Below are 23483 nucleotides of genomic sequence, written 5' to 3'. Positions count from 1 at the left end.
TTGCACGGGGGCCGGTGCGGCTTCAGGGACAGTCGCTCGCCGGCCTGCCTGCGTCGAGGACCGTTCGGGCGAACCCGAACGCGTCGGATTGCGAGGCGCCGATGACCGACCGGTGGGTCTGTCCGGCGTACTGCTTCAGTTGCACGGTCGCGCCGCGCGCACACAGGCTGCGCACCATCGCCGCCGTGGTGTCGGGCGTGACCGTCGTCTCGTCCTTCTCGCCCTGGATGACCGACACGGGCACCCGCATCGTGAGCGACGAGGCATCCTGCGCGGCCAGCAGCCGTGCCATCGCGTCGTACGCCGCGCCGGGCTTCAGGTACGGCCCCGGCGGCAGCGGCGGCATCGCGAACAGCCCCGAGAGGCAGGCCGAGCCCATCGCCTCGAGGTGCGGGCGCAGCGCGGGCGAGGCCAGGGCCTGCACGTCGATGGCCGGGTTCATCGCCTTGGCGCTCATCACGGTCAGCGACACGAAGGGCAACGCCGGGACGGCCACCGCTTCGCCGCGCATCACGCTGTCCATGAACCGCAGCACGCCGGGCCCCGTGGGGGCGATGGCGATCGCCGCGCGCAGCGGGTAGCGGCCGGCGCTGCGGTCCGGCAGGCCGGCGGCCCACAGCACGGCGCCACCGCCCTTGCTGTGGCCCACGGCGATCCAGTCGGGGCGCAGCTTCACGCCGTCGAGCGCATGCGCGGCCGCCACGGCATCGGCCAGGTTCTCGGCATTGCTGCGGCTGTGCAGGTCGGGCACCGGACCGAAGGCGCCCCACCCTGCGTAGTCGGTGCGCACCACGGCATAGCCTTGCTGCACCCAGGCGTTGAGGAAGGCATCGCGCTCGCGGTTCACGACCAGCGAAGGCGCGCACTGGGGCGCGAGCCCGGTCGAGCCGTTGGCCCAGGCGATCACCGGATAGCCGCCGGCGGGCGCGCGCGTGCGCGGCAGCGCCACCTGGCCGACGACCACCGCGTTTGCGCCGTCGAAGGTGGTGGACGCGTACGATATGACCCAGTTGCGCCCTGCGTCGGGCAGGCCGTGCAGCTTGTCGGGGCTGGCCAGCAGCAGCTGGCCGGGCGCGGGCGGCGCCGCCGGCGACATGCCGGCGCAGCCGGCCACGAGCAGCGATCCGAGGGCCAGCGCCGCGAGGCGCCGCACCTGCAGCCAGACGGGGGTTGCGCGCATGCCGGCCCCTTCCCGTCAGAACATGTGCCGCATGCCGAACTCGACGCCGCTGGAGGCGCGGTTGGGCATGGTGATGGCGCCGGCCAGGGCCTGCGTCGCACCGTTCTTGTTGCTGATGCGCGCGATGGTGCCGTACACCGCCGTGCGCTTGGACAGGTTGTGCACGTAGCCGATGGCCAGCTTCGACGACGTGGGCTCGCGCACCGCGTTGGCGGGCTCCAGCTTGTAGCGCGCGTACGAGACCTTGATCTCGCCCGGCCCGATGGGCAGCTGGAAGCCGACCAGCACGCCCTTGGCATCGGTGCTGCCCTTCGATTCCTTGTACAGCTCGCTCGTGAGCTTGAGGTTCATGAGCGCCGCATCGAAGGTGTAGGACGCGCCGAGGTTGGTCACGCGCAGGTCGCCGGCGGCGTAGCGCGTGCGGCCGGTGGCAATGGCCACGTTGAGGCCGCCGCTCTGGTAGCCGAAGCGCGCGCCGGTGTGCTGGCCGTCGCGCTTGTTCGACACCCGGGTGCCGGGCAGCACCGAGGTCGAATCGTTCTCGCCCATCGCGTACATCACCTGGCCGTAGAAGCCGCCCAGGTTGGCCGGCAGGAAGTAGCCGATGCTGTTCGAGGCGCGCGTGCCAGTGGGTGCCACCAGGCCGCCCAGGCCCGAGAAGTAGATCTGGTTGGCGCCGATGCCGCCGCCGGTGCCGAAGGGGTCGAAGATCGCGGTGTTCCAGAAGGCGGGCACGTAGTCGCGGCCCAGGCGCACTTCACCGAAGGGGCCGGCCAGGCTCACGGTCGAGCGGCGGTTGAAGCTCATCACGCCAGGCGTGCCGTTGCCGCTGGCCTGGTTGTTCGAGTTCGACGGAAAGCCCGTGCCGCTGTCGTTCTGCAGGCCCATCTCGAGCCAGAAGTTGGCCGAGTAGCCGCCGCCGAGGTCTTCCGTGCCGCGAAAACCGAGGCGGCTGAACATGTTGCCGCTGTTGCCCAGCTGCGTCTTGTGGGCCGATCCGTTGCCGCTGCCACGCGTGTAGACCACGGAGGCGTCGACGACGCCGAACAGCGTCACGGAAGATTGGGCCAGCGCTCCGCCAGCCGCGGTGGCCGCAGCCATCGCGATCAAGTACTTTTTCATTGAATGTCTCGGTTGGTTTTCTTCTCGGCCGTCTTGTGGGTTGTGGCCTCAGCTTCTCAAATGTCCAGCACCAGTCGCTCGCCCTTGCAGCGAGAGACGCAGATCATCATGGTCTTGTTGGACGCACGTTCGATCTTGGTGAGGATGCCGTCGTGGTGATCGACTTCGCCCTCGAGCACCGCCGTTTCGCAGGCGCCGCAGACGCCTTCCTTGCAGCTGTGGTCGGGGTTGAGGCCAGCGTCGATCAGGCTGTCGAGAATCGACTTGCCCGGAGGCACCTCGACGCTCTTGCCGCTCTTGGCGCACTGCACCACGCAGGTCTGCGTGGCGCTGGGCGCCTCCACATGCACGGCGGCGAAGCGTTCGATGTGTGCGTTGGCGTAGCCCAGTTGCTCGCAGCTCTTTTCGAAGGCGTCGAGCATCGGCGTGGGGCCGCAGCAGTAGTAGTGGCTGGTGGTGCCCTTGCCGCCCAGCAGCGACGCGAGGTCGGGCGGCGCGCCCTTCTCGTCGTCGAAGTGCCAGGTGAGCTGCACCGACTTCTCGGCGGCCAGCGCTTCGATGGCGTCGCAGAAGGCGGCTTCCTTGCGGGTGCGTGCGCAGTACACGAACTCCACCGGCTTGCCGATGGCGATGAGCCGCTGCAGCATGCACCAGATGGGCGTCACGCCGATGCCGCCGGCCACGAGCACCGAGCGCTCGGCGCCCTCTTCCAGCTTGAAGTTGTTGCGCGGCGCCGAGATCGGCAGCGTCATGCCCACGCGCAGCTGCTGGTGCACGTAGCGCGAGCCGCCGCGGCTCTTGCGGTCGTTGAGCACGCCCACCACGTAGCGCTGGCGGTCGCTCGAGGGGTTGCACAGCGAGTAGCTGCGCACCAGCCCGTTGGGCAGGTGCAGGTCGATGTGGGAGCCGGCCTCGAAGGCGGGAAAGTCCACCGCCGGTGTGGCCGGCCGGAACTCGACGCTGACGATGCCGTCGGCCTCGTAGCGCATGGTGTGCACGAGGGCGTTCAGCGTGGGAGAAGACATGGCGATGCTCGCTTGCTTGCAGTTCAGGCCGTGGCGGCCTCGGCTTGCGCCAGCTGCGCCTGCGCGAGGTTGCGCATGTGGCGGCGCAGGCGGACGATGCCCAGGTCGTGCTGGTACAGGTTCTCGTGCTGGTTGGCGTCGGCTTCCATCTCTTCGAGCATCACGCGGTCCTGTTCCAGCACGTGCCAATGGCGCGCCTCGAGGCGGTTCTTGTAGAGGAAGCGCCAGGTGTCGCGCTCCCAGCCCGGCGCCAGCTTGCGCGCGCGCCAGAAGAAGGTGGCCGTCATGCCGTTGGCCATGGGCGAGAAGGCGCCGATGATGATGAAGTTGCCGCCGGGGCCGCCGGTCTTCGGGTACGGAATTTCCAGGCGCATCCAGTGGATGCCGGTGTCGGCCCACTCGGTCCAGTCGAAGTTGACGTTGCGCTGGCCTTCCTTCTCGAACACGAAGCCGATGTCGGTCGGGCGCACGCCGAACTTGGCGCTGGAGTCGCCCTCGGCCATCGAGTGCGACTGCTTGTGCAGGTAGGTGCCGTGCATCGGGTCCATCACGTTGTCCAGCACGTAGCGGTAGTCGCCCTTCCACTCCGTGTAGCAAAGGAAGTTCGAGTACTCGGCCTCGTCGGTCAGCTGCTCGGGCAGCACCAGCGGCGGCGGCACGTCGACCGGCTCCTTCGAGTTGTAGAGAAACACGGCGCCCGCGCGCTCCTGCACGTGGAAGTGGCGCGTGGCGCGCGAGCCTTCAAGCTTGCAGCCCGGGCTGCCGGGCACGCGCGTGACCACGCCGTCATGGCGCACTTCGACGCCGTGGTACGGGCACGAGAGCCGGTCGCCCAGCACCACGCCCTGCGACAGCGGCGCGCCGCGGTGCGGGCAGCGGTCTTCCAGCGCATGCAGCACGCCTTCGCCGTCGCGCCACAGCGCGATCTTGCGGCCGAGGCGGCGCAGGGAGATCGGGTTCTCCTTGATGAAGTGCGAGGGGCAGATCGGGTACCAGAGGTCTTTCAGGCCGATCTCGAGCAGGTGATCGACCGGATCGGCAGGGGCCGGTGCGACGGGATGGATGGCGATGGTCATGATGGTTCTCCTCAGGCGGCCAGCGTGGCCATTTCCTTGCGGTACAGCGCCTCGGTCCATGCGAGGCCGCCCGGCGTGGCCAGGCCGCTGTCGTTCAGGCGTTGCACCAGGCCCGGCAGGTCATGAATGCCGTCGGCGTAGGCGCGTTCGATCACGTCGCCCAGCAGGTCTTCGTAAGTGGTCGCCGGGCGCTGGCGCGCCTGGTGCGGTTGGAGAAAGCGGTCTTGTTGCATCGTGAGCCTCCGTAAGCGAGGGGAAAAATTTCAGGCGGCGGCAGCAGCGCCTTGCGCCGGCACGCCCAGCGGCACGGCCCAGGCGTCGTAGGCGTACACCCAGTCGGCGTTGCCGCCTTCGCGCAGCCAGTTGTTGCCGCGCGAGCCGAGCTGCACCTGGCTGGCGCGCTCGATCCGCGCGGTCTGGTAGGCCTGCAGCGCGGCGGGAATGCCGGCCATGGCCACGCCGTCGAGGTGGCGCGACAGCACCACGGCGTCTTCGATGGCCATGCCGGCGCCCTGCGCCATGAAGGGCAGCATCGGGTGCGCGGCATCGCCCAGCAGTGCCATGCGGCCCTGCGCCCAGGCAGGCATGGGGTCGCGCTCGTACAGCGCGGTCTTCAGCACCGTGTCGCAGGCGTCGAGCAGCGCGCGCGCCTCGGGGTGGTAAGCCACGTACTGCTCGCGCAGCTCGTCGACGCTGCCCGGCGCGGTCCACGACTCGAGGTGCCAGGTGTCCTGCGGCGTGGTGGCGAAGATGAAGATGTCCTTGCCGCGGTTCAGCGGGAAGGTGACGATCTGGCTTTGCGGGTTCGGGCCCCACCACTTGGTGAAGGCGCCCAGGTTGGGCACGCCGGCCACGCGCTCGGCGGGCACCACGGCGCGGTAGGCGACGATGCCCGTGAAGCGCGGGCTCTCGGCGCCGAACATCGCGGTGCGCACGCCCGAGTGGATACCGTCGGCACCAATGAGCGCACCCACGCGGGCGCTGGTGCCGTCGCTGAACGACAGGGTCACGCCGTTGTCGTCGGCCGCGATGCTCTCGGCGCGCTTGCCCAGCGCCACGCGCTCGGCAGGGAACATGTCGGCCAGCGCGGCCAGCAGGTCGGCGCGGTGGATGGTGAGTTGCGGCGCACCGTAGCGCTGCTCGGCCGAGTCGGCCATCTCGAGGCGCGAGGTTTCTTCGCCGCTGTCGTAGGTGCGGCTGATGCGGTGCGACGGGCGGGCCGCCGTCACGCGGGCGGCGTCGCCCACGCCCAGGCCGTCGAGGGCGCGCACGGCGTTCGGCGTGAGGTTGATGTCGGCGCCGACGCGGGCGAACTGCTTGGCCTGCTCGAACACGACCACGTCGTGCCCGGCGCGGCGCAGTGCGATGGCGGCGACCAGGCCGCCGATGCCGGCACCGACGATGCCGATGGTGGATTCACTTGTCTGCATGGTCTCTGTCTCTCTTTGTTCTTGTCCGCGGCTCACTCGGCCACGATGTTGCGGGCCTTGATGATCCGGGCCCAGACGGCCGTCTCATCGCGGATGTGGGCAGCGAACTCGGCGGGCTTCATGGCCGCGTCGGTCATGCCCTGTGCCTTCAGGCGTTCGCGCACGTCGGGCTGGGCCAGCATCTCGGCCGCATCCTTGGCGAGCTGCTCAACCACCGCGGGCGGCGTGCCCTTGGGGGCCAAGAGGCCGTACCACGAGGTCACGGTCACGCCCTGGATGCCCTGCTCTGCCAGCGTGGGAATGTCGGGCGCGGCGGCGCTGCGCTTGGCTTCGGTCACGCCCAGCGCGACGAGCTTGCCGTTCTTGATGAAGGGCATGGTCGCGGGCAGGTTGCTGAACATCAGCGGCACCGAGCCGCCGAGCACGTCGTTGAGCGCGGGCGCCGTGCCCTTGTAGGGCACGTGCAGCAGGTCGATGCCGGCCTGCTGCTTGAACAGCTCGCCCGCCAGGTGCAGGCCGCTGCCCACGCCGGGCGAGGCATACGACAGCGTGTTGGGCTTGGCCTTGGCCATGGCCACCAGTTCCTTCGCGCTCTTGATGCCCGAGGCCGGCGACGCCACCAGCACGTTGGGCGCCTTGGCGAGCATGGTGACGGGCACGAAGTCCTTCTCGATGTTGAACGGGAAGTTCGGCATCAGCGTCGGGTTGATCGTGAGGTTGCCGGCCGGCACCACGAGCAGCGTGTGGCCGTCGCCCTTGGCGCGCTTGACCTTGTCGATGCCGATGTTGCCCGCCGCGCCCACCATGTTCTCGACCACGGCCGCCTGGCCGTAGCGCTTGGCCAGGCCGTCGGACAGGATGCGGGCCAGCGTGTCGACCGGGCCGCCGGGCGGGAACGGCGAGACGATGGTGAAGCGGTCGCTCGACAGCTGCTTGTGCGCGTCGCTCTGCGCGTGCGCGGGCAAGGCGATGGCCAGCGCCGCGGCGGCCAGCAGGGAGAAAGAAAAGCGTCGTTGCATGAGGGTCACCGGATTCACTTCTTCTCGGTCAGGAAAGCACCTTTCGGGCCTTCGGCGTTCTTCTGTCGGCGGGTGTGGCCATCGAGGCCGCCGTCGACGGCCCATTCGGCGAACACCGTCGGGCCGGGTTCGAACTCGCGCGGCTGCCAGTCGGCGGTGAGCTGGTCTTCGTCGGCGTAGTACTCGATGAGGCCGCCGGCCGGGTTCTTGAAGTACCAGAAGTACGCCGACGACACCGGGTGGCGCCCCGGGCCCAGCTGGGTGTCCCAGCCGCAGCGCGAAAAATGCAGGCCGCCGCCGAACACCTCGTGGATGTCGCGCACGGTGAAGGCCACGTGGTTGAGCCCGCGCTTGCCCGACGGAATCTGCAGCAGGAACAGGTCGTGGTGGCCGCCCTCGGGCGCACAGCGCATGAAGGCGCCGCGGTTCGGATAGCCGTCGGACGACACGAAGCCGAAGCGCTGCGCATAGAACGCGCTCGTGCCCTTCACATCACTCACGAAGAACACGACATGGCCCACCTCGATCGGCGTGGCGCGTTCGTAGATCGGTGCGGGCTGGTTCACGCGCGGCTTGGCGTTCCAGGTGTTCATGGCGCCGCAGTCGACCTCGACCGCGCGCTTGCGGCTCACCTGCAGGCGCACGGCCAGGCCGTTGGGGTCGGTGCAGCCGATGCGGCGCGCGCCGTCGACCGTGGTGTCGATGAAGGCCGGGTCTTGCGCGATGGCGGCGGCGTAGCGGTCCAGGTCGGCGTCGCTTTCCACGCCCCACACCACTTCGCGCAGCGTCGGGCCCTCTTCCATCGCGGGCGGCAGGCCGGGCTTGTCCCACGCCGCAACGACCACCTTGCAGCCGTTGAGGCACTCGAAGACGAGTTCGTCGGCGGCTTCGGACGTGAGTGAAAGGCCCCAGTCCTGGAAGAACTGGCGGCAGGCGGGCAGGTCGTCCGCGCCGTAGGTGATCTGGTCGATGCCAAGTACGCTCATCGTGTGCTCCTGTTCAGTTCGCCCACGGGAGCGGTTGTTCGTTGGTGCCCCAGTACATGCTCTTCTGTTCCATGTACTGGAAGATGCCTTCGCGGCCCTTCTCGCGGCCCAGGCCGCTGTCGCGCCAGCCGCCGAACGGCGTCGAGACCGAGAACTGCTTGTAGGTGTTGACCCAGACCGTGCCGGCCTGCACCGCACGGCCCAGCTTCCAGGCGCGCTTGAAGTCGCGGCTCCACACGCCGGCGGCCAATGCGTAGACGCTGTCGTTGGCCTGTGCGATCAGTTCTTCCTCGTTGTCGAACGGCATCGCGACCAGCACCGGGCCGAAGATTTCTTCCTGGCTGATGCGGGCGTTGTTGGTCAGGCCTTCGAGGATCGTCGGCTGGTAGAAGTAGCCCTTGTCGTAGTCGGCGCCGTGCGGGCGCACGCCGCCCGTGCGGATGCGCCCGCCCTCGGACACGCCCAGATCCACGTAGCGCTCGATGCCCTCGCGGTGCTTCGCCGTGATGAGCGGCCCCATCTGCGTGCGCTCCGAGGCCGGGTCGCCCACGCGCAGCGCATTGGCGCCTTCGGCCAGCCGCGTGAGGAACTCGTCGTAGATGCCACGCGCCACGAACAGGCGCGAGCCCGCGATGCACGACTCGCCCGACGAACTGAAGATGCCGTACAGCACGCCGTTCACCGCATGGTCGAGGTCGGCGTCGTCGAGCACCATGGTCGGCGACTTGCCGCCGAGCTCGAGCGACACCGGCATCATCTTGTCGGCCGCGATGTGGGCGATGTGCTTGCCGGTGGTGGTGCCGCCGGTGAACGACACGCGCTTGACCAGCGGGTGCTTGGTGATGGCGTCGCCGATCACCGAGCCCTTGCCCGGCAGCACGCTCACGATGCCCTTGGGCACGCCGGCCAGCTCGCAGATGCGCGCCAGTTCCAGCGCCATGAGCGGCGTGACTTCGGCGGGCTTCACGACCACCGCGTTGCCGGCGGCCAGCGCGGGCGCCAGCTTCTGGGCTTCGCTCGCGATGGGCGAGTTCCACGGCGTGATGGCCGCGACCACGCCCATGGGCTCGTGCACGCTCATCGTGACGAAGGCGCCGCGCGAGGGGGTGATGGTTTCTTCGAGCGTCTCCAATGCGGCGGCGAAAAACTGGAAGGTGCCCGCGGCGCTGGCCACGAGGTTGCGGGTTTCGCTGATCGGCTTGCCGTTGTCCAGGCGCTGCTTCTGCGCCAGCGACTCGCCCTCTTCGCGGATCAGCTGCGCCACGCGGTGCAGCACGGCGGCGCGCTCGTGCGGCAGGCGCTGGGCCCAGCCGCTGGTGCGAAAGGCGTGGTCGGCGCGCGTGATGGCTTCTTCGACGTCGGCCAGGCTCGCGGCCTTCAGGCGCGCGATGGGCTCGCCGGTGGCCGGGTACAGGCTTTCGTAGACGTCGCCGCCGCCCAGGCGCCATTCGCCGGCGATGCAGATCGGAAGGAGTTCGGTGGAGATCATGGGATGGCTCAGATGGCAAGGGCCGCGACGCGGTTGCGCAGCGCGCGCACGGCGCTGTACACGGTCAGGGCCGAGGTCTTGGGGTTGGCCGCGAGCGGCTTGTTGCGCATGGTCAGCGCGAAGCTGCCGAAGGCGCCTTCGGCTTCGACGGTGTGCACGTTCTCGGTGGTGGCCGGGTCGGCAATGAGGCGCACCAGCGTCTGGTCCAGGCCCAAGCCGGCGAGCGAGACGGTGGCCGCCACGTTGGCGTTCTTCGGATAGAGCAAGGCCGCTTCGCGCGCACTGCCTTCGAAGATCACGGTTTCGTGCGCCAGCGTGTCCAGGTTGCGGCCCTGCTCGGCCGGCGTGCCCTTCCAGGCCTGCGGCGGCTTGCGGCCGGTGTAGCGCACGCTGTCCAGGCCGCCGATGCGGGCCGCGGCCAGCGCGTCGATGCCGCCGATGGCGCCGGGAATCAGCTGCACCTGCGTGCGGCCGGCGACGGCGGCGGCTTCGAGCTTCTCGGCGAAGCCCGTGGCCGACAGCGCGCCCACCGAGGCCACCACGCAGGGCGTGCCGCGTGCCAGCGCGGGCAGCACGTGTTCCTCGATGGCGGCATGGCCGGCGGTCTCGACCACGAGGTCGATGCCGTCGGCGGGCACGGCGCTGCCCACCTGCGCGTCAGGGGCGACCTTCTGTGCGGCGGCAATGCCTTCGGCCGGCACGACGATGGCCACCACCTTCAGGGCGGGATCGCCGCGCAGCAGTTCGAGCACCGAGGTGCCGATGGCTCCGCAGCCGACGAGGGCGATGCGCGTGATGGCAGTGGTCATGCGTGGGGCTCCGCGTTCGCTCACTTGGCCGCGCCGAGCGCGGGAATCTGCGTGACCGTGTTGGTCGGCGGGCCGGCGAAGCTGGTCTTGAAACCGCCGATCGACAGCATGTCGATCTCCAGCAGGAACGGGCCGTCGGCGGCGAGCGCCTGGTCCAGTTGCGCCGGCAGGTCGGCCAGGTCTTTCACACGGGCGTGCGGCAGCGCGATCGACTTGCACAGCAGGTCGTAGTCGGGCGTGTGCAGCTCGGCGTAGCACTGGCGGCCGCCGTACTGCGCGTCCTGGATGTTCTTGATCACGCCGTAGCTCTTGTCGTTCATGAGCACGATGACCATGGGGGCCTTCTCCTGCACCATGCAGGCGAGTTCGCCCAGGTTCAGGATGAAGCCGCCGTCGCCGGCCAGGCAGAAGGTCTTGCGGCCCGAGCCCGTCACCGCCGCACCGATGGCCGCGCCGATGGCCATGGGCATGCCCTGGCCGATGCCGCCGCCCGTGGCGTGTACGCCGGCGCTGGGTTCGAACACGCGCAGCTCGCGGTTGCCCCAGGTGCTGTTGGACACCGTGACGTCACGCACCCAGTTGAACTTGCGGCCGGCCACCGACTGCAGCTGGCGCACGAGCTCGGCGTACGGGCCGAGGCCGTCGCGCAGCGTGGCCACGGCCTGGTCGTGCGCGGCGCGCAGGTCGACCAGCAACTGCGGGTCGGCCTGGTACTTCGCGGCTTCGAGGCGGTCGGCCAGGCCGTCGAGGGCCAGCGCGGAATCGCCGCAGACAAAGGCCTCGGACGCGTAGCAGCGGCCTTCGGCGGCGGCATCGGCGTCGATGCGGTACAGCGGACGCGGCAGCTTCAGTTCGTACTTGAGCGTCTCGTTGCCGCGCAGGCGCGACCCGACCACGAGCATCGCGTCGCAGGTTTGATAGAAGGCCTCGACGGGCTTCTGGATGTTGTAGGCGCCGAGCGAGCCGGCATCGTCCTCGGGCACCGTGCCGCGGCCCTGCGTGGTCGTGACCACGCCGAAGCCCAGCTTCTGCAGGCGCTGGATCGCGCTGCGCGCATGGCGGGCACCGCCACCGACCCACAGCAGCGGGCGCTTGGCCGTGGCCAGGCGCGCGGCCAGTGCATCGAGGCCGGCGGCCGAAGGCACGGGGCGCTCGATGGGCAGCGGCGACAGGTCGGCCGGCATGGTCGTGAGCGCCGACTGGATGTCGATCGGGATCTCCACGCTCACCGGGCCGGTCGGCGCCGTCATGGCGAGCTGCACCGCGCGCTTGAGCGTGCCCAGCACCGTCTCGACGCTGCGCACGCGCAGCGCGGCCTTCGACACGGCCTTGAGCATCGTGAGCTGGTCGGGCGCCTCGTGAATGTACGACATGCCCTTGTCCAGGTACGGCGTCTCGATCTGGCCCGTGATGTGCAACAGCGGTGCGCCGGCGGTCAGTGCCTCGACCATGCTGCCGGCGATGTTGCCCGCGGCCGGGCCGGTGCTGGTGATGCACACGCCCAGGCTGGCGGTGGAGCGCGCATAGGCGTCCGCCATGTTGCCCGCGCCGGCTTCGCCGCGCGCCGAGATGAAGCGCACCGTGCCGCGCTGCGCGAAGGCATCGAGGATCGGCATGTTGTGGATCGAGATCACGCCGAAGGCTGCCTTGACGCCGCACTGCTCGAGGAACGCGGCGACGACGGCGCCGACCGTGACGGTGTTGTTGGGGTTATGCATGGCGGGAATGGCCTCCGGAGATGTCGATGTGGCTGCCGGTCGTGTACGACGCGAGCGGTGAAGCAAGGAAAAGGATCGCGCGCGCGGCTTCGGTCGGAAGCCCCAGGCGACCCAGCGGGATGTGTTTGGTGGTGGCGAGCTGGCGGCTCCAGGCGGCCCAGTCCTGCGACTTGTCGTCGCGCGCCTCGAAGCGGCGGCGCCACTGGCCCGACTCGACCAGGCCGATCAGGATGCCGTTGACGCGCACGCCCTGCGGCGCGAACTCGGTGGCCATCGAACGCACGAGGTTCAGCAGGCCCGCGCGCGCGGCCGAGGTGGCGACCATGTGCGGCTCGGGTTGGCGTGCGAGCAGCGAGTTGGCGCAGACGATGGCGGCATCGCCGAGCACCGCGCGCTGCGCCGTGAGCTGCGGCAGGAAGGCGCGCGTCGGGTGAATGACCGAGAAGAACTTCAGGTTCAGCTCTTGCATCCAGGCCGCGTCGTCGGTGTCGGCGAAGGTGGAGACACGCCCCTGCCCTGCGTTGTTGACCAGCATCGACGCCGGGCCGAGCGCGGCCTCGCTGGCGGCGGCGAAGGCGCGCACCGAGGCGGCGTCGAGCACGTCGCAGGTCTGCGCGAACAGCTTGGCATCCGGATACTGCGCGCGCAGGCCGGCCACGGCGGCATCGAGCCGTTCGGCGTTGCGTCCGCACAGCGCCACGGCGGCGCCGCAGCCCAGCAGCAGCTCGACGGTGGCCAAGCCGATGCCCGACGACCCGCCCGTGACCACGGCCACGCGGCCGGCCAGTGCGTCGGCGGCGAAGAAGGAGGAGGAAGGGGCGAAGGTCGTCATGGTCGATCTGAAATTAGTCGTCAGGCGCTGCGCAGCGGCACCACCTTGCTGGCGCGCGCGGGCGAGTAATTGAGCAGGCCCGAGATCTCGTCGGCGGTGCCGCGCACGCGCTGCACCATCTCGTCCATGCGGTTCTCGTCGATGTGGCCCGAGGTGATGGTGGCGCCCAGTGCCGCCACGATGTGGCCGCTGTGGTCGCGCACCGGCGCGGCGATGGTCGAGATGTTCGATTCGAAGAAGCCCTCGCCCAGCACATAGCCGCGCTGGCGGTCGGCCTGCACCATGTCGAACAGTTCGTTCACCGTCTTGGGCGTGCTCGGCGAGAAGGTCTCGAGCTTGTCTTCGGGGTACAGCGCGCGCAGCTGCGGCAGCGTGAGGTCTTCCAGCAGGATGCGGCCCAGCACCGTGGCGTGGGCCGGCAGGCGCGTGCCCACCGTGACCGAGCTGGCGAACGGCGTGGCCGGCGCCACCTTGGCGACGTAGACGATCGAGCGGCCGTCGCGCACCACCAGGTTGCAGGGCGTGCGCAGCTCGTCGCACAGGCGGTTGAGCAGCGGCGTGCCCAGCTGCGTGAGTTCCAGCGAGGCCAGGTATTCGAAGCCCAGGCGCAGCACGGCCAGGCCCAGGCGGTAGTCGCGCCCGCCCTCGGCGCGCTCGAGGAAGCCCATGTTCTCCAGCGTGGTGAGCAGGCGGAAGACGGTCGAGCGCGGCAGGTCGAAACGGCGCGCCAGCTCGGGCGCGGACAGCGTGCGGCTCTCGCGGCTGAACTCGCACAGCACGCGCAGGCCGCGCTCCAGCGCGGGCACGTTGTAGCGGTCTGCGCCCTCTTCCATCACTTCGTTGTCGGTGGCCATCTTGGAATTCCTCTCGGTTGTCTTGTTCGTGTCGGGTCAGCCGGCGAGCGATTCGCGCAGCAAGGCGGCGACGGCCTGCGGTTGTTCCACATAGCCGGCGTGACCCGCATCGTCCACCAATTCGAGGGGCACGCCGCAGCGGCGCGCGACTTCTTCGCAGGCGGCGGGCGGCGTGACGACGTCGAGCGCGCCGCAGGCCACGCGCACGGGCATCGGCGGCGGCAGGTCGGCCAGCAGGTCGGCGTTGCACAGCAGCTCGACGGCCTGGCGGTAGCCGTGGTCGTTCAGGCGCGCCATGTTCCAGCGCACCCACTGGCGGGCGTGTTCGCTGGCACCGTCGGACACGAGGCGGCCCGCACGCTTGGCGGCCATGCCGGCAATGCCGAGGTCGTCGAGCGTGGCCAGGCGTTCGGCGCGCACCTTGGCGCGGGCGTCGATGCGCCCGGCGGCGCCGTAGCCGATGGCGGGGCTCACGAGCACGAGGCGGCGGATGCGGGCACTGGCGCTCGACTCGCTGCGCGCAGCAGACGCGGCGACGATGGCGCCCAGCGAATGGCCGACGAGCACGCAGGAACGGATCGACAGCGCATCGAGCATTTCTTCAAGCCGTGCGGCGTAGTCGGCGGCGGTCGGCGCGGCCGAGGCCAGCGGCGTGGAGCGGCCGTAGCCCGGTGCGTCCCAGGCGATGAGGCAGGCCTGCGGCGCCAGCAGCGCCGCGGTGTCGAGCCACGAGGCCGCACCCGAGCCGATGCCGTGCAGGCACACGATGACCGGGCCCTGCCCGCATTCGCGCACCGACACCACCGCGCCGCCGCCCACCGCGACGTCGCGGGCCGGAAAGCGCGCGTCGAGCCGCGCCAGCTCGGAAGCCGGCAGGGTCTGCGCGGGGATGTCGACGGTGCTCATGGCCTGTTCGCTCGCTGGCTCGCTCGCTCAGCGCTTGATCTTGGCCAGCGGGTGGTCGGCGGGGTACGTGGGCGTGACCGGCTTCTTGGCGCCGAGCATCACGCACATCAGCGCGTCTTCGTCGCCGATGTTGATCTCTTCGCGGTACACGCCGGGCGGCACCGAGATCAGGTCGCGGTCGGTCATGATGGTTTCGAAGCGCTCGCCGTCCTTCTCGATCACGACCTTGAGCTTGCCGCGGATCAGGAAGAACACCTCTTCCACGTCGGTGTGGATGTGCGGCGGGCCTTCGTGGCCGGCCGGGATCACCATGGTCGAGAAGGTGAAGTGCTCCGAGGGCACGGTGTTGGTGTCGGCCGCGACACCGGTGCCGCCGGTGCCCACGTAGCGCATCTGCGCGCGGCGGAACTTGGGGTCGAAGTCGGCCTGGAACTTCAGCGCGTCCCAGTCGTACTTGCGGGTTTCGTAACGGGCGATGCGGGTGTTCATCCACTCGGCCAGGCTGCTGCCCTCGGGCTGCGCCAGAGTGTTGTTGATCTTCTGCTGTTCGGACAAATCGCTCATGGGTGTACTCCTTGGTCGGGAAATTCGGTCGGTGGTGACGGGTTCAGTGCATCGCGAAGCCGCCGTTGACGGCGAGCAGCTGGCCGGTGACGAAGCGCGCCAGGCCGGACAGCAGGAACACGGTCGCGCCGCAGACGTCGGCCGCCTGCTGCTCGCGCGGGATGGCGCGGCCTTCGAGGTACTTCTGGTGGCGCGCCATCGGCACGTACTCGGTGGCCTCGACCAGCGTGAGGCCGGGCGCCACGGCGTTCACCGTGATGTTGTCGCCGCCCCATTCGCGCGCCAGCGAGCGCGTCATGGAGATGACGGCGCCCTTGCTCGAGGCATAGGCCAGCAGGTTGGGCGCGCCCCACAGCGCCGTGTCCGACGCGAGATTGACGATGGCGCCACGGCCGCTGGCCGCCAGCGCGGGGCGGCAAGCGCGGCCCATGAGCCAGCTGCCGCGCACGTTGACGTTCATCACGCGGTCCCACATGTCGATCTCGAGCTGGTGCGCGTCGCGACCGCCCGAGTTGGTGATGGCGGCGTTGTTGACGAGGCCGTCCAGGCCGCCGAGCAGGCGCACCGCCTCGGCCGCGCCCGCCTCGATGGAGGCCGGGTCCGACAGGTCGATGGCCAGCGCGTACGCCGTGCGGCCGGCATCGCGCAGCGCCTTCGCCTCGGTCTCGGCCAGCTCGCCGAGGATGTCGGCCAGCACCACGCTCGCACCCGCCGCGGCCACGCACTGCGCGAACGCCAGGCCCAGGCCGCGCGCACCGCCGGTCACGAGCACGCGGCGGCCGGCCAGCAGGTTGGCGGGCATCTCAGCCAGCAGGGCCTGCAGGCTGGAGGGATCGGCGATGGCTTTGAGGTCGGTCATGGCGGGCGTCACGTCGGGTGGAGTGAGGTTCAGTCGGCCTGGATGCCGAGTTCCTTGATGACCTTGCCGAAGCGCGCGAAGTCGGCGGCGTTGGTCTTGGCCAGCACGTCGGCGTCGCCGCCCACGGGCGTGGTGCCCAGCACGGCCATGCGCGCGACGATGTCGGGCATCTTCAGGATCTCGTTGAAGTGGCCGTTGAGCGTCTTCACGATTTCGGGCGGCAGGTTGCGCGGACCCCACAGGCCGTTCCAGGCGGTGAGCTCGACGTCCTTGTAGCCCAGCTCGGCGAAGGTCGGCACCTTGGGCGCCAGCGGCGAGCGCTCGCGCGAGGCCACGGCCAGCGGGACCATCTTGCCGTTGGGCATGTAGGGCGCCACGGGGCCGAGCGTGATGAAGGTCACCGGCACGTGGCCGCCGAGCACGTCGTTGACGGCGGGCGCCACGCCCTTGTACGGCACGTGCGCCAGGCTGGTGCCCGAGGCGCGGGCGAACATCTCGCCCAGGATGTGCATCGGCGAACCGCTGCCCGGGCTGGCGTAGCTCAGCGACTTGCCGCCCTTGGCCGCGGCCACCGCGTCCTTCAGGCCGGTGTAGCCCTTGGCGCCGCTGGCCACGAGGAAGAGCGGCAGGTTGCCGGTCTGCACGATCGGCGTGAAGCCGTTGAGCACGTCGTAGCCCGAGGTGCTGCCGGTCTTGAGCACCAGCTGCGCGATCGAGAAGGTGCTGGGCGCGAGCAGCAGCGTGTAGCCGTCGGGCGCGGCCTTCGACACGAAGGCGCTGCCGATGATGCCGCTGGCGCCGGGGCGGTTGTCGACCACCACGGGCTGGCCGACGCGGGCCGAGAGCTTCTCGGCGTACAGGCGCGCCAGGGCGTCGGTGTCGCCACCCGCCGGATAGGCAACGACCAGCGTGATCGGCTTGCTGGGGTAGGTGTCTGCCCAGGCGAGTCCGGAAGCGCAAGCGGCGGCCAGGGAGACGGCAGCGGCGATGGCGAGGCGGCGAGTGTGTGTCATCGGGGGTCCGTGGAATCGGCGGTTTGTTTCACTAGCGAAACAACGATTTATTAATGGAACACCGCGAGAATACCGACGAAGACAACTTCATGACTAGGTAAAAACCCTAGTTGAGGTGACGCCGGGGGGCGCGGCCCACGAAAAAGGGCGGCCGTTTCGGGCCGCCCTTCGAGGGGGAAAGCGGGGTTGGGCTACCCGCCGTAGCGCGCCACGGTCAGGCCTTCCATGTCGATCTCGGGCGCCCTGCCCGCGACCAGGTCGGCCATCACGCGGCCGGTGCCGGCCGCCATGGTCCAGCCGAGCGTGCCGTGGCCCGTGCTCAGCAGCAGGTTGGGCACGCGGGTGGCGCCGATCACCGGCGTGCCGTCGGGCGTCATGGGGCGCAGGCCGGTCCAGAAGGACGCGTCGCGCACCGGGCCGCCGCGCGGGAACAGGTCGGTCACGACGTGCTCGAGCGTGTCGCGCCGCCGCGCATCGAGCGCCAGGTCGAAGCCCGAGAGCTGCGCCGTGCCGCCCACGCGGATGCGATCGCCCAGGCGCGTGACGGCGACCTTGAAGGTCTCGTCCATCACGGTGGATTCGGGCGCGCCGCTCGCGTCGGTGATGGGCACCGTGATCGAGAAGCCCTTGACCGGGTACACCGGCAGGTCGATGCCCAGCGGGCGCACCAGCGCGGGCGAGTAGCTGCCGAGCGCGACCACGTAGCGGTCGGCGGTGAAGCTGCCCTGGTCGGTGCGCACCGCCGTCACGCCCTTCCCCGCTTCGTGTTCGAGGGCCTGGATGTTCACGCCGAAGCGAAATTGCACGCCCTCGGCTTCGGCCAGTTTGGCGAGCGCCTGCGTGAACTTGAAGCAGTCACCGGTCTCGTCGCCCGGCAGGCGCAGGCCGCCGACGAACTTGTCCTTCACGGCGCCGAGCGCGGGCTCATGCAGCACGCAGCCGTCGCGGTCGAGCACCTGGTAGGGCACGCCGGACGCCTTCAGCACCTCGACATCCTTGGCGGTGCCGTCGAGCTGTGCCTGCGTGCGAAAGAGCTGCAGCGTGCCCTGCATGCGCTCGTCGTAGCGGATGCCGGTGTCAGCGCGCAGCGCCTTCAGGCAGTCGCGGCTGTATTCGGCCAGCCGCACCATGCGGCCCTTGTTGAGTTCGTAGCGCGCCTGCGTGCAGTTGCGCAGCATCGACAGGCCCCAGCGCCACATGGCCGGATCGAGCATCGGCTTGATGACCAGCGGACTGTGCTGCATGAGCATCCACTTGATCGCCTTGACCGGCACGCCGGGCCCGGCCCAGGGCGCCGAGTAGCCGGGCGAGACCTCGCCCGCATTTCCGAAGCTGGTTTCGAGCGCGGGCGCCGGCTGGCGCTCCAGCACCGTCACCGCGTGCCCGGCGCGCGCCAGGTAGTACGCCACCGAGGTGCCGATGACACCGCTGCCGAGAATCAGGACCTGCATGACAACCCCTCCCTCTTGAAAGCCGCCATGGGCCGAGGGTACAGGGTCGGCGCTTACAGGCCCAGCGCGTCCTGCAATTGGCGTGCCGTCCAGCGCTTCTGGTTTTGCGGCCAGGCCTCGAGCAGCGCGACCATGCGCGCGTTGCGCGGCGCGCTCAGGCCATGCTCCTGCGCGAGCCGCACCACCTCGCCGCTCAGCGCGTCGATCTCGGTGCGACGGCCCAGTGCGAGGTCGTCGGCCATGCTGGAGCGCGCCTTCGCGTCGATGCGCAGCATGCGCGCCGCGACGATGCGAAACAGCCAGTCGGGCAGCCGCAGCAGGCCCGGCAAGCGCCGCGCCGGCACGGCCGCCACCTGCGCGGGCACGATGCCGCCCGTGCGCAACACGCCCAGCGTTTCGTCGATGAGCGCCGCGAAGCAGCGGCGGTAGCCGCGCTGCATGAGCTCGTCGCGCAGCGGCAGGCCCGACAGCGCATTGACCGGGTTGTTGAGGTTGAGCAGCAGCTTGCCCCACTGCACCGGCAGCAGGTCGGCATGCAGGTCGAGCGGCACGCCGGCGCGCTCGAACACGGGCAGCCAGTCGCGCAGCGCGGGGTCGTCTTCCGCGGCCAGCCGGCCGGGCGTGCCGCGGTGGAAGGCACCGTCGTCGATCTCGGCCACGTTGTACGGCACCATGCCCGCACGGATGTTGAGCGACGGGCCGGCCTGGCCCGCGGCGGCGCAGTTCGAGATGCCGTTCTGCAGCGACACCACCGTGGTACCGGCCGGCAAGGCAAAGGCCAGTTCGCGCGCCGCCTCGGCCGTGGCGCCGCTCTTCACGCACAGCAGCACCAGCGCGGGCCGCGCGCCCACCGGCACCTGCTCGCACAGGCGCAGCGTGGGCGCCGCCAGCTTGTGCCGGGCGCCGTCGAGGTCGGTGAGCGTGAGGCCGTGGCGTGCGAGCTTGTCGAGCACGCGCGGGCGGCCGACGAAGGTGACGGGCACGCCCGCCGCCGCCAGGCTGCCGCCGATGAAGCAGCCGATGGTGCCCGCCCCCATCACGAGCACTTCACCGGGGATCGCGTCGGACATGAAGTGCTGTGTGGGTAGTGAGCGGAAAGGACCTCAGGTCCGTTGGGCGACCCAGGCCTGCACCGATTGCAGCGCGGCCGGCAGGCCCGCGGCATCGGTGCCGCCAGCCATGGCCATGTCGGGCTTGCCGCCGCCCTTGCCGCCGACCTGCTGGGCCACGAAGTTGACCAGCTCGCCGGCCTTGACCTTGGCGATGCTGTCGGCCGTGACGCCGGCTGCGATCTGCACCTTGTCGCCGTCCACGGCGGCCAGCACGATGGCGGCGGTCTTCAGCTTGTCCTTGAGCTTGTCCATGGTGTCGCGCAGCGTCTTGGCGTCGGCGCCGTCGAGCTTGGCCGCGAGCACCTTGATGCCGTTGACGTCCACCGCCTGCGCGATGAGCTCGTCGCCCTTGGACGACGCGAGCTTGCCCTTGAGCGCGCCCACTTCGCGTTCGAGCGTCTTGACCTGCTCCAGCACCTGCGAGAGGCGGCCCTGCAGCTCGGCGGCCGGCGACTTGAGCGTGGCGGCCACGCTGTGCACGGTCGATTCGAGGTCCTGCAGGTACGACAGCGCGTTGGCGCCCGTGACGGCTTCGATGCGGCGCACGCCGGCGGCCACGCCGCCTTCGCTGACGATCTTGAACAGGCCGATGTCGCCCGTGCGGCCCACGTGGGTGCCGCCGCACAGTTCGCGGCTGGTGCCGATGTCGAGCACGCGCACGGTCTCGCCGTACTTCTCGCCGAACAGCATCATGGCGCCGGTCTTCTGGGCCGACTCGAGGTCCATCACACGGGCCTGCGTGGGCGCGTTGTCCAGGATCTCGGCGTTGACGCGCTTCTCGATCTCGAGGATCTGCTCGCGCGTGACCGGGGCGTTGTGCGCGAAGTCGAAGCGCGTCTTGTCGGCGTCGACCAGCGAGCCCTTCTGCTGCACGTGGTCGCCGAGCACTTCGCGCAGGGCCTTGTGCATCAGGTGGGTGACCGAGTGGTTGCGCATGGTGGCGGCGCGGCGCGCGGTGTCGACCGCGGCCTTGACCGTGTCGCCGACCTTCAGCGTGCCTTGCGTCTGCGTGCCGTGGTGGCCGAACACGTCGGCCTTGATCTTCTGCGTGTCGTCGACGCCGAACTGCACGCCTTCGGCCACGAGCACGCCCTGGTCGCCGACCTGGCCGCCGCTCTCCGAATAGAACGGCGTGGTGTCGAGCACCACGATGCCGCTCTGGCCTTCCTTCAGCGCATCGACGGCCACGCCGTCGAGGTACAGCGCGACGACCTTGGCGTTTTCTTCCAGGTGGTCGTAGCCGGTGAAGGTGTTGCCCGCGCCGGCGTACTCGACGTTGCGGTCCATCTTGAACTTGCCGGCGGCACGGCCCGCGGCCTTCTGCTTTTCCATCGCGGCGTGAAAGCCCGCTTCGTCGACGCTCAGGCCGCGCTCGCGGCACACGTCGGCCGACAGGTCGAGCGGGAAGCCGTAGGTGTCGTGCAGCTTGAAGGCGACGTCGCCCGGCAGCACCTTGGCGTCGCCGGCCAGCGCCGCGTCGAGGATTTCCATGCCGTTGGCCAGCGTTTCGAAGAAGCGTTCTTCTTCGGCCTTCAGCGTGTCGATGATGCGCTTCTCGTCGGCCACCAGCTTGGGGTAGGCGTCGCCCATGAGCTCCACGAGGTCGGGCACCAGCTTGTGGAAGAAGGGCTTCTTCTGGCCCAGCTTGTAGCCGTGGCGGATGGCGCGGCGCACGATGCGCCGCTGCACGTAGCCGCGGCCTTCGTTCGATGGAATGACGCCGTCGGCCACCAGGAAGGAGGTGGCGCGGATGTGGTCGGCGATCACGCGCAGCGAGTTGTTCGACAGGTCTTGCGTGCCGGTCTCGCGGCCGGCGGCCTTGATGAGCGCGTCGAAGATGTCGATTTCGTAGTTGCTGTGCACGTGCTGCAGGATCGCCGCCAGGCGCTCCAGGCCCATGCCGGTGTCGACGCAGGGCGCGGGCAGCTTCTTGACCGAGCCGTCGGGCTGCATGTCGAACTGCATGAACACGTTGTTCCAGATCTCGATGTAGCGGTCGCCGTCTTCATCGGGCGAGCCGGGCGGGCCGCCGGGGATCTCGGGGCCGTGGTCGTAGAAGATCTCGGAGCACGGGCCGCACGGGCCCGTGTCGGCCATCATCCAGAAGTTGTCGGACATGTAGCGCCCGCCCTTGTTGTCGCCGATGCGCACGACGCGCTCGGGCGGCAGGCCGATTTCCTTGGTCCAGATGTCGTAGGCCTCGTCGTCCTCGATGTAGACGGTGGCCCAGAGCTTTTCGGCCGGCAGCTTGTAGACCTGGGTCAGCAGCTCGAAGGCCCACTTCAGCGAGTCGCGCTTGAAGTAGTCGCCGAAGCTCCAGTTGCCCAGCATCTCGAAGAAGGTGTGGTGGCGCGCGGTGTAGCCCACGTTCTCGAGGTCGTTGTGCTTGCCGCCGGCACGCAGGCAGGCCTGCACCGAGGCGGCGCGCACGTAGGGGCGCTTGTCTTCGCCGAGGAACACGTCCTTGAACTGGACCATGCCCGAGTTCGTGAACATGAGCGTCGGGTCGTTGCCCGGCACCAGCGAGCTCGAAGGCACCACCGTGTGGCCCTTGGAGGCGAAGAAATCGAGAAAGGTCTTGCGGATGTCCGCGACCGTGAATGTGGGCTGGCTCATCTTTGGATTTCGTCTGCTGTCGGGGGCGGCCTGGCGATGGCGACCCTGCGTCGAAACCACTGCGTTGAACCGGCCTAACTGCTTGATTTGCTTGAACAATCGATTATAGGTTTGCGCATGGTGCCCGGGCCCGCCGCGGGCCTTGCGCACGCGCGATCCGGGAGCCGGGGCTAATATGGACGGCTGAAGCGGTGCGCGCCCTCCCCGGCTGCAGCCTGTTTCTTCCCTGTTTTCATCGGCAACCATGAATCAAGGAGCACGCATGGCGGGTCAGGCGTCGGAACACTGGAAGATCGAAGACCTCGATTTCTCCCGCATCGCACGCGAGCAGGTGCGCACGGACGAGAACCTCTTCTACCTGGTGGCGTCGGCCTCCTTCATCGAGAGCGGCTCCGACCTGTACACGCAGAACCTGGTCGATTTCTTCCGGGGCGACGACGAGGTCACCGAGTGGCTGTCGAACCACTGGGAGCAGGAAGAGCTGCAACACGGCCAGGCCCTGCGCGCCTACGTGGAACACGTCTGGCCCGAATTTCCCTGGGAAACCGCCTACCGCGGCTTCCTCGACGAGTACGCCACGTATTGCAAGGTCGAGCTGCTGGCCCCGACCCGCGCCCTCGAAATGACCGCCCGCTGCGTGGTCGAGACCGGCACCGCCACCTACTACCGGGCCATGGCCCGCAGCACCACCGAGCCCGTGCTGCGCGACCTGGCCACCCGCATCGCGACCGACGAGGTCAACCACTACAAGCACTTCTACCGGTTCTTTCGCCGCTACCGCGCGCAGGAGCGGCTGAACCGTTTCCGCGTGATGGGCACCATCGGCCGGCGCACGCTGGAGCTGAAAAGCGAGGACGCCGACTGCGCCGTCCGCCACGTGCTGCAGGCCCGCGCCCCGCACCGCGCCGGCGACGCGGCCTACGTGCAGCAGCTGAGCGCGCACATGAACCGCATCATCCGCACCCACCTGAGCCCCGCCGCCACGCTGAAGATGCTGATGCGCCCGCTGGAGCTGCCGGCGCGGGTGCAGACGGTGATCCAGTACCCGATCCGGCAGTTCATGGAGCATGTCTTCCTGCGCTGACGGGCCCAAAACCCCAGAAAACGCCAGAAAACGCGCAAAAAAAACCCAGCACGATGCTGGGCTGAATCTCTGGATTGCTGTCACGCACAGAGAACCCGCACTTGAAGCGAGTCCGCAAAATTTAGGGCCCGGGCCGCCCCCGGCTTGTCGGACAACACCGACAGTTCTGCACGATCGTGCGGACCGCGGGTATCCCCCGAAGCTCGAAAAAGTGCCAAATTCTTCACACTTTTTAACTTGTCCTACGGTTACGACATTTTTCAGCTGACATGCTGGGCGCGCGTCCTCGCCGAGGATGCACTTGCTGTCACGCAACAGGGCCGCAAAAGAAGAGCTCT

At 69.4% G+C, this 23483-nt stretch carries 21 protein-coding genes; 1 reads left to right on the top strand and 20 read right to left on the bottom strand.

Annotated elements, in window-relative coordinates:
• Nucleotides 1–22: 22 nt before the first annotated feature.
• The 20 genes from VBO01S_RS12905 to alaS form a co-directional block, all read right to left on the bottom strand.
• Nucleotides 23–1180: an alpha/beta hydrolase family protein gene (locus VBO01S_RS12905; protein WP_062474605.1), complete on the bottom strand. Its 1158-nt coding sequence runs from the start codon at nt 1178–1180 to the stop codon at nt 23–25.
• A gap of 15 nt (nt 1181–1195) precedes the next feature.
• Entirely contained in the window at nt 1196–2302 is a 1107-nt protein-coding gene (locus tag VBO01S_RS12900; protein ID WP_062474603.1) for a porin, read from the bottom strand.
• Nucleotides 2303–2358: 56 nt separating this feature from the next.
• Complete coding sequence (locus VBO01S_RS12895) at nt 2359–3327, bottom strand: PDR/VanB family oxidoreductase (protein WP_062474601.1); 969 nt, start codon at nt 3325–3327, stop codon at nt 2359–2361.
• 23 nt (nt 3328–3350) lie between these two features.
• Nucleotides 3351–4403 (bottom strand): Rieske 2Fe-2S domain-containing protein, encoded by a 1053-nt coding sequence (locus tag VBO01S_RS12890; protein WP_062474600.1) that lies wholly within the window; start codon nt 4401–4403, stop codon nt 3351–3353.
• Nucleotides 4404–4414: 11 nt separating this feature from the next.
• Complete coding sequence (locus tag VBO01S_RS12885) at nt 4415–4636, bottom strand: recombinase-like helix-turn-helix domain-containing protein (RefSeq protein WP_062474598.1); 222 nt, start codon at nt 4634–4636, stop codon at nt 4415–4417.
• 30 nt (nt 4637–4666) lie between these two features.
• Nucleotides 4667–5833: an FAD-dependent monooxygenase gene (locus VBO01S_RS12880; protein ID WP_062474596.1), complete on the bottom strand. Its 1167-nt coding sequence runs from the start codon at nt 5831–5833 to the stop codon at nt 4667–4669.
• Between the two features lie 32 nt (nt 5834–5865).
• Nucleotides 5866–6852 (bottom strand): Bug family tripartite tricarboxylate transporter substrate binding protein, encoded by a 987-nt coding sequence (locus tag VBO01S_RS12875; RefSeq protein ID WP_062474594.1) that lies wholly within the window; start codon nt 6850–6852, stop codon nt 5866–5868.
• A gap of 14 nt (nt 6853–6866) precedes the next feature.
• Nucleotides 6867–7838, bottom strand: a complete 972-nt coding sequence (locus VBO01S_RS12870; RefSeq protein WP_062474592.1) for a VOC family protein — start codon at nt 7836–7838, stop codon at nt 6867–6869.
• 13 nt (nt 7839–7851) lie between these two features.
• Nucleotides 7852–9327 carry an aldehyde dehydrogenase gene (locus VBO01S_RS12865; protein ID WP_062474590.1) on the bottom strand — a complete coding sequence of 492 codons (1476 nt, stop codon included), beginning with the start codon at nt 9325–9327 and terminating at the stop codon, nt 7852–7854.
• Nucleotides 9328–9335: 8 nt separating this feature from the next.
• Complete coding sequence (locus VBO01S_RS12860; protein WP_062474588.1) at nt 9336–10136, bottom strand: aspartate dehydrogenase; 801 nt, start codon at nt 10134–10136, stop codon at nt 9336–9338.
• Between the two features lie 20 nt (nt 10137–10156).
• Nucleotides 10157–11854: a thiamine pyrophosphate-binding protein gene (locus VBO01S_RS12855; RefSeq protein ID WP_062474586.1), complete on the bottom strand. Its 1698-nt coding sequence runs from the start codon at nt 11852–11854 to the stop codon at nt 10157–10159.
• Nucleotides 11847–12686, bottom strand: coding sequence for an SDR family oxidoreductase (locus tag VBO01S_RS12850; RefSeq protein WP_062474584.1), 840 nt, complete (start codon nt 12684–12686; stop codon nt 11847–11849). The genes VBO01S_RS12855 and VBO01S_RS12850 overlap by 8 nt, the downstream gene beginning before the upstream one ends.
• A gap of 20 nt (nt 12687–12706) precedes the next feature.
• Entirely contained in the window at nt 12707–13540 is an 834-nt protein-coding gene (locus VBO01S_RS12845; RefSeq protein ID WP_062474581.1) for an IclR family transcriptional regulator, read from the bottom strand.
• Between the two features lie 36 nt (nt 13541–13576).
• Nucleotides 13577–14446: an alpha/beta fold hydrolase gene (locus VBO01S_RS12840; RefSeq protein WP_062474579.1), complete on the bottom strand. Its 870-nt coding sequence runs from the start codon at nt 14444–14446 to the stop codon at nt 13577–13579.
• Nucleotides 14447–14473: 27 nt separating this feature from the next.
• Entirely contained in the window at nt 14474–15010 is a 537-nt protein-coding gene (locus VBO01S_RS12835; RefSeq protein WP_062474577.1) for a cupin domain-containing protein, read from the bottom strand.
• Between the two features lie 43 nt (nt 15011–15053).
• Nucleotides 15054–15869 carry an SDR family oxidoreductase gene (locus VBO01S_RS12830; RefSeq protein ID WP_062474575.1) on the bottom strand — a complete coding sequence of 272 codons (816 nt, stop codon included), beginning with the start codon at nt 15867–15869 and terminating at the stop codon, nt 15054–15056.
• Nucleotides 15870–15898: 29 nt separating this feature from the next.
• The gene (locus VBO01S_RS12825; protein ID WP_062474573.1) at nt 15899–16882 is read right to left on the bottom strand and encodes a Bug family tripartite tricarboxylate transporter substrate binding protein; all 984 of its coding nucleotides are present in this window, start codon (nt 16880–16882) and stop codon (nt 15899–15901) included.
• A 191-nt stretch (nt 16883–17073) separates the two neighbouring features.
• Nucleotides 17074–18333, bottom strand: coding sequence for a D-amino acid dehydrogenase (locus VBO01S_RS12820; protein WP_062474571.1), 1260 nt, complete (start codon nt 18331–18333; stop codon nt 17074–17076).
• 53 nt (nt 18334–18386) lie between these two features.
• Nucleotides 18387–19403 carry a 2-dehydropantoate 2-reductase gene (locus VBO01S_RS12815; protein WP_062474569.1) on the bottom strand — a complete coding sequence of 339 codons (1017 nt, stop codon included), beginning with the start codon at nt 19401–19403 and terminating at the stop codon, nt 18387–18389.
• A gap of 33 nt (nt 19404–19436) precedes the next feature.
• On the bottom strand, nt 19437–22061 hold the full coding sequence (gene alaS / locus VBO01S_RS12810; RefSeq protein ID WP_062474567.1) for an alanine--tRNA ligase: 2625 nt from the start codon (nt 22059–22061) through the stop codon (nt 19437–19439).
• Nucleotides 22062–22323: 262 nt separating this feature from the next.
• Between alaS and VBO01S_RS12805 the strand changes: the two genes are divergently transcribed.
• Nucleotides 22324–23145: a ferritin-like domain-containing protein gene (locus VBO01S_RS12805; RefSeq protein WP_062474565.1), complete on the top strand. Its 822-nt coding sequence runs from the start codon at nt 22324–22326 to the stop codon at nt 23143–23145.
• Nucleotides 23146–23483 lie beyond the last annotated feature (338 nt).

Origin of the sequence: Variovorax boronicumulans NBRC 103145 (genome assembly GCF_001591345.1) — a bacterium.
GTDB classification, from domain to species: Bacteria; Pseudomonadota; Gammaproteobacteria; order Burkholderiales; family Burkholderiaceae_C; genus Variovorax; species Variovorax boronicumulans.
The sequence above is the reverse complement of the archived record's forward strand: the minus strand, read 5'-3'. Positions and strand labels throughout refer to the sequence as shown.

Excerpts from the sequence above, each read along its gene's own strand:
- VBO01S_RS12905 (WP_062474605.1), bottom strand. The coding sequence starts at position 1,180 with ATGCGCGCAACCCCCGTCTGGCTGCAGGTGCGGCGCCTCGCGGCGCTG.
- VBO01S_RS12900 (WP_062474603.1), bottom strand. The coding sequence starts at position 2,302 with ATGAAAAAGTACTTGATCGCGATGGCTGCGGCCACCGCGGCTGGCGGA.
- VBO01S_RS12895 (WP_062474601.1), bottom strand. The coding sequence starts at position 3,327 with ATGTCTTCTCCCACGCTGAACGCCCTCGTGCACACCATGCGCTACGAG.
- VBO01S_RS12890 (WP_062474600.1), bottom strand. The coding sequence starts at position 4,403 with ATGACCATCGCCATCCATCCCGTCGCACCGGCCCCTGCCGATCCGGTC.
- VBO01S_RS12885 (WP_062474598.1), bottom strand. The coding sequence starts at position 4,636 with ATGCAACAAGACCGCTTTCTCCAACCGCACCAGGCGCGCCAGCGCCCG.
- VBO01S_RS12880 (WP_062474596.1), bottom strand. The coding sequence starts at position 5,833 with ATGCAGACAAGTGAATCCACCATCGGCATCGTCGGTGCCGGCATCGGC.
- VBO01S_RS12875 (WP_062474594.1), bottom strand. The coding sequence starts at position 6,852 with ATGCAACGACGCTTTTCTTTCTCCCTGCTGGCCGCCGCGGCGCTGGCC.
- VBO01S_RS12870 (WP_062474592.1), bottom strand. The coding sequence starts at position 7,838 with ATGAGCGTACTTGGCATCGACCAGATCACCTACGGCGCGGACGACCTG.
- VBO01S_RS12865 (WP_062474590.1), bottom strand. The coding sequence starts at position 9,327 with ATGATCTCCACCGAACTCCTTCCGATCTGCATCGCCGGCGAATGGCGC.
- VBO01S_RS12860 (WP_062474588.1), bottom strand. The coding sequence starts at position 10,136 with ATGACCACTGCCATCACGCGCATCGCCCTCGTCGGCTGCGGAGCCATC.
- VBO01S_RS12855 (WP_062474586.1), bottom strand. The coding sequence starts at position 11,854 with ATGCATAACCCCAACAACACCGTCACGGTCGGCGCCGTCGTCGCCGCG.
- VBO01S_RS12850 (WP_062474584.1), bottom strand. The coding sequence starts at position 12,686 with ATGACGACCTTCGCCCCTTCCTCCTCCTTCTTCGCCGCCGACGCACTG.
- VBO01S_RS12845 (WP_062474581.1), bottom strand. The coding sequence starts at position 13,540 with ATGGCCACCGACAACGAAGTGATGGAAGAGGGCGCAGACCGCTACAAC.
- VBO01S_RS12840 (WP_062474579.1), bottom strand. The coding sequence starts at position 14,446 with ATGAGCACCGTCGACATCCCCGCGCAGACCCTGCCGGCTTCCGAGCTG.
- VBO01S_RS12835 (WP_062474577.1), bottom strand. The coding sequence starts at position 15,010 with ATGAGCGATTTGTCCGAACAGCAGAAGATCAACAACACTCTGGCGCAG.
- VBO01S_RS12830 (WP_062474575.1), bottom strand. The coding sequence starts at position 15,869 with ATGACCGACCTCAAAGCCATCGCCGATCCCTCCAGCCTGCAGGCCCTG.
- VBO01S_RS12825 (WP_062474573.1), bottom strand. The coding sequence starts at position 16,882 with ATGACACACACTCGCCGCCTCGCCATCGCCGCTGCCGTCTCCCTGGCC.
- VBO01S_RS12820 (WP_062474571.1), bottom strand. The coding sequence starts at position 18,333 with ATGCAGGTCCTGATTCTCGGCAGCGGTGTCATCGGCACCTCGGTGGCG.
- VBO01S_RS12815 (WP_062474569.1), bottom strand. The coding sequence starts at position 19,403 with ATGTCCGACGCGATCCCCGGTGAAGTGCTCGTGATGGGGGCGGGCACC.
- alaS (WP_062474567.1), bottom strand. The coding sequence starts at position 22,061 with ATGAGCCAGCCCACATTCACGGTCGCGGACATCCGCAAGACCTTTCTC.
- VBO01S_RS12805 (WP_062474565.1), top strand. The coding sequence starts at position 22,324 with ATGGCGGGTCAGGCGTCGGAACACTGGAAGATCGAAGACCTCGATTTC.